An 11,668-nucleotide genomic window follows, 5' to 3' on the forward strand; every position below is an offset into this window, starting at 1 on the left:
TACTTGGTTTTCTCTTCTTCGCCTGTCTGAAACCATCTATCAACGCTTTTTATATATACACCGCCTAGACCACGATTATATCTATATTCTTTGATACGTTCCCATATTTCAGCTTGCTGTGTCGCTAATAGTTCAGCTTGTTTTTCTTCGTCAATCACCCAATTTTCACCATTCCATTTACACGGACAGTTCATCGGTTCAAGCACTGTTAGATTTTCAGAAACTTTGCCTACATCACTAATTTCCACTTTCTCACCTGTTATAATAGAATAATATGTCTTTCCTCTGTGATCTTCGACATATTCCCAACTATTTGCGACTCGGCGAATTACAAAATTTTCTTTATTCTCTAATGGTTTTTCAAGATAAGCATTCGCTGATAAACTACAACCTATGCTTACAAATTGTTCTTCGCTGTGAGAATAATGCCCATTACTATCCGTAACATAGACAGTAACCATTCCACTTTCTAATGCAAATCCTTGTTCATCAAATTTTATTGTCACTGTTAATCTCCTTTATCTTGCTAAACAGATATATTGAAATGCGATATTTCTCGGTCTAGCTTGCCCAAGATAGATTGATTGATACCCCATATTATTTTGTGATGTAGTGCTAATCCAAGAGCCATTTAGCCCGCCCTGCGCAATATAATTAATAGACGCCCAATATCCCGGAAATCCAGAAGTTAATTGTGAGGCATCAAAAGTATCCATATTTAATATTTCAGCCCCCTCTTTTGCCGTTCTACCACCATTCCATAAGCCTATACCTGAAATTCGTCTATATCGATCTTCTGATGCTGATGTAAATGTCATGAATGTTCCCTGCTGGTTATCCAATAAATTTCTCCCACTATCAACACCTCGACCATTATCCCAACCACGGATAAACTCACCACGCAAATCAGGCAAAATCCCTGAAGGATATATTTTGGCTAACAATGGATATAATCTTGTATTAAAAGACTGTCCATTAAACGCGAGGAAACCATCTGGCACTATAGCAAGTGGGTACGGGAGAGGTATCCCTACCATTGCATCAATTTGTATTGTACCTTTTGACATTTCTACAACTTTATCAAAAACTTTTTTAATTGCATTACTTGTCGCTACAGTATCTTCACTATCTGAATTAGTATTAGAGGACTTTTTACTATTTGGAATAGCATTATTAGCAGTTGCTTGTGCATTATCTGCTGTTGTTTGCGCTGCTGTTGCTTTTGACACAGCTTGATTAGCTGTTGTTTGTGCTGTATTGGCAGTATTACTACTTTCCACAGCTTTGTCATACGCTGTTTTAACCGCTTTCGGCGTTGCAAAATCCCGCTCCGAATCACTTGTTACACTACTATTAAAAGATGGTTTATTAGCAATACTTTCCCAGCTAAAAATAGGTTTATTAATAATACTGCTCCATTCAACAGGCAGATGATAACTAGATGACAACGGCACCCATTGAGTGCCGTTAAATTTTTCAAAAATCTTGCTAGTATCATTCCATCGCTTCGCCCCAGTCGGAATATTCTGATTATCCCCATCATTCCATGTCGCGGTTGCATTAACCGCTTGATGCAATTCATCAACAAAATCAATGTAATTACTATCTACTGTCGGTTTTTTATAATCCGCCATATTTATACTCCTTTCACTACCCAGCCAACGTTACCGCTCGCTCGGTTACCATCTTTATCAAACAAAAATACATAAAAGCCCGTCGAGTATGGCTCATCTTTGAAATCACTTACTGCAAACATTGGTACTGTTGCTTGTGGTGTCAGTACTGGTAAGCTCGCATCAATAAATGGCACACTAAAATCTACCCACGTTCCGTTTGTATCATTTGCATTTGCGTGCACTGTTCCACCATCAGTTTTTACTTTTTGATCGAGTTTGATATTAATATCATCAATGATGACAGGCTCTGTTACTTCAGTTACTGTAAGTCTAAATTTCAAATATCTAAACTTCGTTTCATAAATTGATGCTTCCGTATGCTCTCGCCATTCTTCTGTTTCTGCTCCTCGTACTGCAATGTAATACGCTATCTTATAAGTGCCACTACTTATCACTTTGGGCGTAATTGTGATTTTGCTTGATGCTAAAATCGTGCCGTAGTCAATAACCTCCTCGTAGCTACCTACCTGTTCTGTTGGTTGTAGATACAATGGATATCCAGCATTAACTTGAGATTGCGGACTTGTAAATCCATTAATCTCATAGTGTTGTCGCCAAGTTTGCGTCGTGTTGATTGGTAAATGGAGATTGTTATCAATAGTACGTGCATTACTAAATGTACCGCCGTACTCGCTGTTATAATCGTATTTCAGGACGTAATCTGGTGGCTCACTGACATTTGCGAGTATAAATTGCTCAACCGCACGATTACTTGCGCTGTCAACCGCTCGCACCCAATATTTATAACGTCCTGCTTTAGTTTCGAATTGCGGAAACGCTAAACCATCAATACGAGTCAGTAATTCAGCAGTCGCAAAATCATCACCTTTATAGAGTTCGTAATAAACTATCGGTAATGATGTACGCGCATTTGTCCATTTCAACATTACGTAGTTATCAATCACTTGTTGTGAGATTTGCACGGAATTTGGTGGATAAATCACTAATTCAGCATTTGCCGATTCACTTCGATTACCTCCCAAGTCAATCGCTGTCACGGAATATTGTGCATTGCCTGAATAATCCGCCTTAAACTTAAACGATGTGCTTTTTACTGTTGCGATGACTTGGTTATTTCGTCTAACTTCATACATCTCCGTAGCAAATGAATTGTGAGTTACTTCTGACCATGTCAGCAATACTTCCTCGCCAACAATTTCAGCCGTTAATTCTGGTACGTTACCTGAGTTAATCGCCACATCAATAAACTGAGGATTAATAGAGTGTACATTTGACGAATCAACCGCTACTACCCAGAAACGATGTGTAGTACTTGTGATAAAACCGGTATTAAGCTCATTCGCCTTAACTTTTGCGACTAATGTTGATGCTTCGAATGATTGCCCCGTTCTCACTTCATAGTGGTCTAAGTCAATATCTGGTACCATTGACCAGCTAATAAAACAGCCTTCTTGCGATAAGACATAACTCTCCAACCCTGTCACATCATTTGGTGGTCTAAGTTTACCAATGGGATTATAGCTATAAGTAGTTATCGCTTTTGTCCATGTACCCAGCACGTTCGCAGTATCAATTTTGATTTGATAATTACCACCGTCTTTAACATTCGGAATCTCGATTGTTGCATCATTGGTAATTGGCAATGTTACCCAGTTGCCGTTACCCTCACGATAACTTAATTGATAGCGTGATGTAGTGCTAGTTGCGGGTGCATAACTCACAACAATGCGTGTTAGTACAGTATTTCCAAGACCTTTATATATCTCGTCAGTAATAACAACATCTCTTACTCCCGTATTAAGCGTAAGATTGCTTGTATCTCGTTCATTAAATGCCCAATCTCGTTCAATGTAGTTATACTTTGACGGATTGTGGTCAACTGCACTAATCGTAAATGTACTATCGCTATTTTCAGCAATGGTAACAACACGATAAAGCTCTGGTAATAAATCCGCTTTCGAGATAATCCATGTGCTATTCTGTGCAATCGTGCTAAATACGGCATCTACATTAATACTAGATACTGTACCGCGATTTGTGATATTACGCTGTTCAAGTTTGCCGTCTTGATTAATTACACAAATAATATAGTGTTGATTTTGCTCAAGCGTAATCTCTGCATCTAACAAGATTGTTGATGTTGTTGAGCTGTCTTTTACTCGACCACCCATTCGCTCTCCAGCCCGATGGACATCAGATACTTGGATAATGTCACCCGGCATAGGAATAACACCATCCTGGCCAACACTAAAAGTTACAACTTCACTCTCATGTTGTTCGGTGAATAACAACCATTTCCCTACACGCCTTGCTTGCCCTCTTGACGTACAACCAAACGCGACCACTTCTGTTTCTGATACATAGCCCATTTTGACAATCGCTTCTGCATCTTCTACGTACTCAACCGCTTGTTTAAACATATTGTTTGGGTCGTTCCAGGTCACTAAAGCAACATTATGTCGCGTTTTAATATTGCTTCCCGCACGAGTAAACGTCCCATTAACAACGTTTGTATTATTAAATTGATACACTGGGGCTTTCGGTGCATCTTGTACTAAAGCAAGCGTTCCACTTGCCCAGTAACTCATCGCACGAAACGCTGAAGCAAGGTCTTTTAATAATTTATAGGCTTCTTCTCTTGTTTGAAGATATACATTACAGGCAAAACGAGGTTCCCTACCACCAAAACCATCGGGAACTAATTCATCGCAATATCGAGCAATTTGATATAAAGACCACTTATCTAACATAGAGTCTTTAATATATTCCCCGGCACCGTACAGCTCGTTAGTGATTAAATCGTAATAAATCCATACAGGATTATCCGTCCAATCAACCTTAAATTGCCCGTTCCAATCACCACTGTACGCTCTTGTTGTTGGGTTATAATTACTCGGTACTCTGACTTTTATACCTTTACAATCATACGCACGCGTTGGAATAGAACTAAATTGTTCCGCATTAATTTGTACTGCGATATAAGCCGTACTCGGATAAGTGAGTTTTTCGTAAAAACCTGTAGTTAAAGTTGCCCAAATAGTTTGGTTTTAGATAGTGGCTGTATTTGCATCTGGTGTTAAACGAGTAACGCGTACATTCCAAGGCGCATTTCCTGATAAATTAAATGAGTGTGTATGGCTATATGTTGATGTCGTTTTCCCCGAAATCGTGATATTTCCCGCATCAATCCAACTACCACCATTCGGCTGATACTCCACTTTTAAATCAACTGTTGTACCATTAACATCACCATTTTCTTTATTCTGCACAGTTAATCTTGGTACTTTAATTGATATACGTGCAAAATCTGCTTCTTCCGCTGTAATGACCCGTACAATCGGATAAGTTTGTTTTACTTCTGTATTAACATCTGAGGTTGTTTCAATCGTATTACCTATTGATGTTCTAGACTGTCTAACTGCACCGTTTCTCCACTCAATCACCACATCTTTAAAGTTGTAATTTCCGTTACTATCTTGTAATGGCACATCACCAAAATAAACTGACTTAGCACCATTAACTGGACCTTGTATTTCCCCACATGACACTACCTCAACAAATTTTGCGTACTGTTTACTGCGCAAGCTGTCTGGGGCTTCAACAGGTATTCTTCCGCCACCACCACCGCCTTTTCCACCACCTTTACGACCAACAATTTGCATGTCCTATAACCTCGCTCACTTAGAAGATACCCCATTAAGAGTTGAATTATTCGTTGATTTTATATCTGTTTCTATCGGAATATCTTTATCTGTCAAACTCGCCGATATAACCGCACTTCCCACCGCTAAACGACCATACAATAAGGGAATTGGTTGTCCTTGTTGCGTGGTATTGACAGCACCGTTAAATAAATAAGAGGGTTTGTTCTCTGGCGATTCTTGCGGACCGTCCATTTTTGGCGTTGGAGCTAACATCTGCGATACGCCACCTAGTACCAATGCTGTTCCCATTAAAAAAGGCATTTGAGCAACACTTCCAAAAAAGCCTGAAGTCGCTATTGCCGACCAACCAAAAGGATTCCAAAAAGAAAAGCCTATCAATGCTGCCCCTAAAATAATATTGAACAAACCACCACTTTTTCTTCCCTGTAATACTGGCACTAAGATAAAATCGGTTTGTCGTCCGTATTGCATATTAAAACTGTCTGCATCATCACTAGATAATGCGTGCTGTTTGACTAAAAAACGATAACGAATGCCGTACTTTTCTGACTTTTCTAAGAATTCTCGAAATCCTTTTCGTAATACGCATAATGCTCGGATTGCTTCGGCAGGCGTATCAACGGCTAACTTATGTACTTTGCCAAAACGTTTACCCAGCTCACCTCTTAGCTTAACTTTGCGCAATATATCGCAAGATATGCGTTGTTCTGTTTCTGTAATATTGTCCATAAATATCCTTACTTGATAATCGCCCGTACAAATGCTGCCCTATCACACCATCACCAAGATACACTGCACCATGATTTGGCACTGGTGCGCTAATTGTCATTAATATGACATCGTTTTCTTGTAAGTCCTCGACCTCAACAAACCCAGCTTTGGCGAAATTCTCTAGATAAAGGTTGCCACCTTCATTCCACCAACCGTCTAGTCTTGTGAAATCAGGTAAATCAATCTCTAATTCTTGTTTGTAGTAATCTCGAATGAACGCATAACAGTCTGTTAAGCCGTGAATAAATTTCCGTCCGAATAATAGCTTTATATTTGTTACGGCGGGCATTGTGTGTAATTCAATCTCATCTTGATTTACGCCAATAATTAGCCATTCATACCCCGATACTGCGTGGGCATCTATATCCGTAACAGATGGTAAGCAATCACTATCAGGGTGCGAATGAACAACAGTCACAATCTCACCTTGTTTCTCGGCTTTTTCGTAATCTTCAACCCCAATTACAAATTCATCCAGCCCATCTTTGGCAAGATTTTCACAAGCAATATATTTTTTTCGCCCGTTCTTAATAATAAAAAACCCGCAGCTTTCGTGCGGGTAACACTCTTTTGCGTGCTGTATTGCAGCTTTGATATGTTTATCCATCTGTTTAAATCCTCAAATAAGCAACCGCTGGGAAACCTCCGAAAGGCAATTCACTCCATTCACCAAAATGCGCTTTACAGTCATCTAGCGTCTTGCCACAAGTTGGTAATCCACCTGTATAGCCACACTGTTCACCTCGATATCGGAATTGACAATAATCCGCAATAATCTGGCGGCGAGGTAATTTCACTCCCTCTAAATCGGTCGCAGGTAAAAGCTCAAAACTCACTTGTAAGTGGTTTTCTTCTTTCTTTTGAGAGATATAAAACACATCATCTGGTAGATGTGCATATGGGTCAGCAGTTAAATTGCCGTTTTCAAAATTCACCGCATCGAGATAAATCACTTTTGTGCGTTTGCGGATAAATTTAGCTCCCTCAATGCCTTTAAGTTTTGCAAGCACAAGTGTTATTGCACCGCCTAAGTTACTAAATGTCACTGTGGGTCTAACTGGATTTAAGCCATCAACCGCAAATCCCTCAACTTGTACTGGGTAAGGCGCATATTCATTTCCTTGCCAGATAATCGCCTGCTTGAGTTCACTCATCCCATTATGGAATCGGTAAACCACGTCACCAAATTTTGTTAGGTCTAATTCATACAACTCAACCCATGCAGACGCATCAAACGCTTGTAGTGTTCCGTAGATACTCATGCAACCACCTCTCTAAACGTACAACTAAACTCTACTGTGCTGACATTCATTGTAGCTTTCCAGTTTTCACATACGACCTTCTTCTGTTGTCCTGTGTACGGGTCATTAAATAAAAATGGCGTAACTGCATTATGACGCATAAAAAAAGCATCGATTTCTCGATGCTCTTCACCTCTTTTTGCTCTTATCACGACTGGATAACTTCGTAGCAAGCTATTGATACCTGTCGCTTGGCGTTGTTCATAACCATCACCAAACTTCACCACATTTACCGTTGGTTGGTTATCTATCTGCATACCGACACGTACACACCATTTAAACGTTTCCATTATGCAAATACTCCTCCTGGCCGTAAGTTATTCATAATTCCTGTGCGGACTTCTTCTTTTGCAATCTTGCGGATCAATTCAACGGTTACGTGTAGTTGATCTCTTTGTTGTTTCTGAGTAACTTTCGCATCCATTGGCTCACCATTATTAATTACTTTAATATCAATATTAGCGTTCTGTTGCTTCGGTGTAAATGTAGGCACTTTCGGCACGGCGACACCGCCACCATTGGCAAAACCACGGCGCCCCGAAAAAGCTCCACCATAATTCAGATAGTTTAAATAATCTAATCCAATACGGCTTGTTGCTTCTTTAGTAATAACATATTCGCCTTTGTGGACAATCCCCGCAGGAGTATATTTGCCCCCTAAACCAGTAAAGCCTCCCACATCAAAACCAGCCAAACCGCCTTTATACAATAGCTGACCAAACGCATCATATCCGCCAGCCGCACCAACTTTACCACCACCAGAGAATAAAGCAAATGCTGAAGATACTGCTTTAAAAACCAACATCCGCATTGTCATTTGAGCAATATCTTTGATAATGGATTGAGCCAAATCTCTAAAATTAGCTTTTCCCGTCAACACAAAATCTGTTAACGCATCAGACATACCCACAAGTGCATTTTGCGTAATTTGAGAGACATTTCCCATGACATTGTTAGCTGCATCACCAAATTGATTTAAACCATCTTGCAAACCTAGTAATGAATTAGACTGTGCTAACTCTTTTTGTCTTTCAATTTCAGCTCTACGCTCTTTTAGCTTGATAATTTCCGCATCTAATTGTGCAGCATTCTCTTTTGACATACCGATTTTAAGGCGAGCAGCTTCAAGATCTAATTGATGGTTATACTGAATTAAATCCTGTTCTTTACGAGTTTTACCCAACAACCTCAATTCAAATTCCATTGCATTCAGCTGTTGATTATTATTGATACCGAACTGTGCAATCGCTTTTTTCTGCGTTTCACTATCAATTTGACGCGCCATTTCTTTCAATTTCGCTACACCTTCCACACCATAGGCTACATATTTTTCTGCATTAGCGGTGATGTCTTGTTGTAGTTTATTAAACTCTTGGTACTGGCTAGGTTCACCGAACAGCTTAATATCCTCAGTATCAGCTCTTAGCTGTGCAATACGGTTTTGCATATCCGTTAACTGGTCGGTGTATTGTTTCTTGTAATCAGGACCACTATGTTTATTATTTAGAGTACTAATTTGATACTGTAACTCAGCATTATACGCTTCGTTATATCCTGCATCTCCTTCATTAACTTTACGATCTCTTAATGCAAGTTTAGCTTTATATGCTGCAAGTTCTTTTCCTTTAAGCGTATTTAATTTAAGACTTTCTTGTGATTTAGCGATAGATTTTGCCACCTCAGATGTTCTAATAACTAACATCTTTGGATTAAATCCCTACGATGCTTGGTTAACTAAATGTATTTGAGCACCTAATCCTGCCATTGCATCTGTAAATTGTGCTATTGGTGATATCGCATCTAAGGTTTTGTTTCTTAACGTATCTGAATATTGAGCATATTGTCCTAAAATACCGTTTGTTTCATATAACCGATTACCTAATTCAATTTCTAATGCAATTAAATCCTTTTTAGACTTAGCTAATTGCTCCTCCGCCTCTTTTAACTTTTCACGTTGTATTCGAGCTTTATTTAAAGCAACATCTGCTAGCCCACTTTGGTCAATATAAATATCTTTTCCAGTATAATCATCTACCGCCCAAACACCTTTAACTTTAGATTTTTGCAATAACTCATCATATTCCCGAGTCAACTTACTAACTTCTAATGTCTGTTCTTTAATAGCCTCTTTTATTTTAGCCATACTTGATTCAAGACGTACATTATCAAGACGCTTTAATGATTCTGCCGTCACATCCAAACTTTTTGCAAAATCTAAATTTTCTAATTTGGCTTGTTCCGTTTTGGCATACCATTCATACAGAGCCATAGCTCCAACAGTCAACGCCCCTGTTACAAGACCGATAGGTCCACCAACAAGACCCAAAACACTATTAAATGACCGAGTTATAAAATTGGCTTGTCGCTTGGCTACAGTCAGTTTCTGTGTTGCTGCGGTTTCAACATTAGTTAATCTGATAAGTTCTTTTTTCTGTGATGCAATTTGGTTGTGCAAAATAGCTCGCTCTTTCTCAACAGTAGTTAACTCTAACTGTGCGCGTAGCAGACTCATTGTTGATTGAGCGGCTAATTTATCTGCCGTTGCTTTCTGTTGAGCATTCATTGCAGCTACTTTTGCAGCTATTGCTTGTTGTTGAGTTATTTGTACTGTATTTGCTAATCGTCCTGCAATCGCTCCCCCACCAATATAAAGCATACTTCTAGCAAGAAAATCAAAATGTTCAGACGCCACTCCAACCGCTTCTGATAATAATCTAACAGCTCCTGTTGTTTCATTAGCTTCTCCTGCCCATTTTATTGCTTGTGTTCTTAAGTTTTCAAAAGAAGCAGAAAGGGTAAGCACCCTTGTTGAAAAATCTTTATCTACACTGGCTTTAGCATTCTCAAGTGCAGGAATAATTACATCCATTGTGAGCTTGCCATCATTTGCCATTTGCCGTAATTCGCCTGTCGTTACCCCAAGACCTTTTGCAATAGCCATCGCAAGCCCCGGTGTTTGCTCCATTACCGAGTTAAATTCTTGTCCTCGAAATATACCACTAGCTAATGACTGTCCGAATTGCATTAATGCTGCTTGAGCTGAGGCAGTACTTGCTCCAGAAATAGCTACGGCTTTTGAAACTGTTTCAGTTAAACTCGCCACTTGAGCTTGATTAATGCCTAATTCTTTAGCATTTTGTGCAAAACGTTGATACACCTCTGAAGTTGCATTCACAGACTGGTTTGTTCGCATTGAAATATCAAAGACGGATTGAAGTGCTTGTGTACTTGCAATAGCATTGCTATGTACTAAACGCATACGGTTACCAATTTCAGTATAACCCTCTGCATAGGCTAAGAATGATTTCGCACCACTCAGCCCTTGTCCCCCGAGAAACCCCAACCTCGCCCATTTATTAGTATCATTTAATGAATTTGCCGCTTTTTCAATATTCTTGAGATAGGTTTGGGTTCTTTCTGAAGTTTGTCGTGCAGCATACTCTGCTTTTTTTAGACCATTCTGAAATTGGACAGTATCCAACCCTAGCTTAATCGCCAATTCACCTAATGTTGACATTCTTGCCTCCATAAAAAAAGCCCGCTAAATAGCGAGCTTATGTCTATTAACTGATTACTCAATATCGACCAAATAATCGATTTATTTTTTCTTCTTTAGTTGGCGTTGGATCACGTAAAATTTTAATAATCCAAATAACACATAATATTAGAGGAATACCCGGTAAAATTAGCGCATATAATAAACCCTCGATAATGTTCATTACTTAGCGGAATAAGATCAATCAATGCTGAACCAAAATACCAATAAGTCATACCGACAAGAAGAAGCAAGATAAATGCAAATATTCTCTTAAAACCTATCATTGCTAAAACAAAAAAGGTACTAAATTCATTCATCGCCCACCTCCTATTCATAAGTTCAATCTACCAAATCCCTACGGGCAGTCAAGCTATTTCAGCAAAGAAATCAATAAACTTTTCCCCGCTAACTTGATCGCATCAAACGATAAATCAATCCCTTTGGTTTTAATGATTTGTTTAATTTTATTCCACGCTGTGTCGCTACGGATTTTGTCAAGAAATTCGTGTCCTTGCCACGTCAAATTAATAGCAACAAAATCCGCATCGCCCATTGTGGAATTATCTTCTATACAAATCAATTCGGCTTGAGATAATAGCTGATAATGATACCCCACTACATCAGGTGGAAAGCCTTTAATACTTTCACTGTCTAATGGTGTATTATCAACCTTTTGTTCAAGCTTTAACAAAATTTTACGGATAAGCTCCCAATCTCGTTTCATTTTTTATCCTTAGCTTTTTTAGGTATAGTAGA

The 11,668-nt window shown here is 39.0% G+C and carries 11 protein-coding genes and 1 pseudogene; all 12 read right to left on the reverse strand.

What is annotated here, in order from left to right; genetic code table 11:
• Positions 1-506, reverse strand: a pseudogene (locus QV06_RS11315) (tail fiber assembly protein); the annotation flags it as partial.
• Positions 507-518: 12 nt separating this feature from the next.
• Positions 519-1,634 (reverse strand): tail fiber protein, encoded by a 1,116-nt coding sequence (locus QV06_RS12050; RefSeq protein WP_065238233.1) that lies wholly within the window; start codon positions 1,632-1,634, stop codon positions 519-521.
• A gap of 2 nt (positions 1,635-1,636) precedes the next feature.
• Entirely contained in the window at positions 1,637-4,387 is a 2,751-nt protein-coding gene (locus tag QV06_RS11325) for a host specificity protein J (RefSeq protein WP_245174291.1), read from the reverse strand.
• A gap of 297 nt (positions 4,388-4,684) precedes the next feature.
• Positions 4,685-5,299: a TipJ family phage tail tip protein gene (gene gpJ / locus QV06_RS12055; protein ID WP_245174292.1), complete on the reverse strand. Its 615-nt coding sequence runs from the start codon at positions 5,297-5,299 to the stop codon at positions 4,685-4,687.
• A 15-nt stretch (positions 5,300-5,314) separates the two neighbouring features.
• Positions 5,315-6,031 carry a tail assembly protein gene (locus QV06_RS11330; RefSeq protein WP_082985102.1) on the reverse strand — a complete coding sequence of 239 codons (717 nt, stop codon included), beginning with the start codon at positions 6,029-6,031 and terminating at the stop codon, positions 5,315-5,317.
• Positions 5,973-6,680 carry a C40 family peptidase gene (locus QV06_RS11335; RefSeq protein WP_065238234.1) on the reverse strand — a complete coding sequence of 236 codons (708 nt, stop codon included), beginning with the start codon at positions 6,678-6,680 and terminating at the stop codon, positions 5,973-5,975. Before QV06_RS11335 ends, QV06_RS11330 begins: the two co-directional genes overlap by 59 nt.
• Before the next feature lie 4 nt (positions 6,681-6,684).
• A complete protein-coding gene (locus QV06_RS11340; protein ID WP_065238235.1) occupies positions 6,685-7,335 on the reverse strand; it encodes a phage minor tail protein L in 651 nt (216 codons plus the stop codon).
• Positions 7,332-7,664: a phage tail protein gene (locus QV06_RS11345; RefSeq protein ID WP_065238236.1), complete on the reverse strand. Its 333-nt coding sequence runs from the start codon at positions 7,662-7,664 to the stop codon at positions 7,332-7,334. The genes QV06_RS11340 and QV06_RS11345 overlap by 4 nt, the downstream gene beginning before the upstream one ends.
• On the reverse strand, positions 7,664-9,076 hold the full coding sequence (locus QV06_RS11630) for a phage tail tape measure protein (RefSeq protein WP_082985103.1): 1,413 nt from the start codon (positions 9,074-9,076) through the stop codon (positions 7,664-7,666). Before QV06_RS11630 ends, QV06_RS11345 begins: the two co-directional genes overlap by 1 nt.
• Positions 9,077-9,091: 15 nt before the next feature.
• Positions 9,092-10,891 (reverse strand): tape measure protein, encoded by a 1,800-nt coding sequence (locus QV06_RS11355; protein WP_065238237.1) that lies wholly within the window; start codon positions 10,889-10,891, stop codon positions 9,092-9,094.
• A gap of 122 nt (positions 10,892-11,013) precedes the next feature.
• A complete protein-coding gene (locus QV06_RS11360) occupies positions 11,014-11,229 on the reverse strand; it encodes a hypothetical protein (protein WP_065238238.1) in 216 nt (71 codons plus the stop codon).
• A 53-nt stretch (positions 11,230-11,282) separates the two neighbouring features.
• Complete coding sequence (locus QV06_RS11365) at positions 11,283-11,636, reverse strand: DUF2513 domain-containing protein (RefSeq protein WP_065238239.1); 354 nt, start codon at positions 11,634-11,636, stop codon at positions 11,283-11,285.
• Positions 11,637-11,668 lie beyond the last annotated feature (32 nt).

Origin of the sequence: Gallibacterium genomosp. 3, from assembly GCF_001678475.1 — a bacterium.
In the GTDB taxonomy this organism is placed as follows: domain Bacteria; phylum Pseudomonadota; class Gammaproteobacteria; order Enterobacterales; family Pasteurellaceae; genus Gallibacterium; species Gallibacterium faecale.

Bases quoted from the DNA above. Each gene is read 5' to 3' on its own strand.
- QV06_RS12050 (WP_065238233.1), bottom strand. From the start codon at position 1,634: ATGGCGGATTATAAAAAACCGACAGTAGATAGTAATTACATTGATTTT.
- QV06_RS11325 (WP_245174291.1), bottom strand. From the start codon at position 4,387: ATGTTAGATAAGTGGTCTTTATATCAAATTGCTCGATATTGCGATGAA.
- gpJ (WP_245174292.1), bottom strand. From the start codon at position 5,299: ATGCAAATTGTTGGTCGTAAAGGTGGTGGAAAAGGCGGTGGTGGTGGC.
- QV06_RS11330 (WP_082985102.1), bottom strand. From the start codon at position 6,031: ATGGACAATATTACAGAAACAGAACAACGCATATCTTGCGATATATTG.
- QV06_RS11335 (WP_065238234.1), bottom strand. From the start codon at position 6,680: ATGGATAAACATATCAAAGCTGCAATACAGCACGCAAAAGAGTGTTAC.
- QV06_RS11340 (WP_065238235.1), bottom strand. From the start codon at position 7,335: ATGAGTATCTACGGAACACTACAAGCGTTTGATGCGTCTGCATGGGTT.
- QV06_RS11345 (WP_065238236.1), bottom strand. From the start codon at position 7,664: ATGGAAACGTTTAAATGGTGTGTACGTGTCGGTATGCAGATAGATAAC.
- QV06_RS11630 (WP_082985103.1), bottom strand. From the start codon at position 9,076: ATGTTAGTTATTAGAACATCTGAGGTGGCAAAATCTATCGCTAAATCA.
- QV06_RS11355 (WP_065238237.1), bottom strand. From the start codon at position 10,891: ATGTCAACATTAGGTGAATTGGCGATTAAGCTAGGGTTGGATACTGTC.
- QV06_RS11360 (WP_065238238.1), bottom strand. From the start codon at position 11,229: ATGAATGAATTTAGTACCTTTTTTGTTTTAGCAATGATAGGTTTTAAG.
- QV06_RS11365 (WP_065238239.1), bottom strand. From the start codon at position 11,636: ATGAAACGAGATTGGGAGCTTATCCGTAAAATTTTGTTAAAGCTTGAA.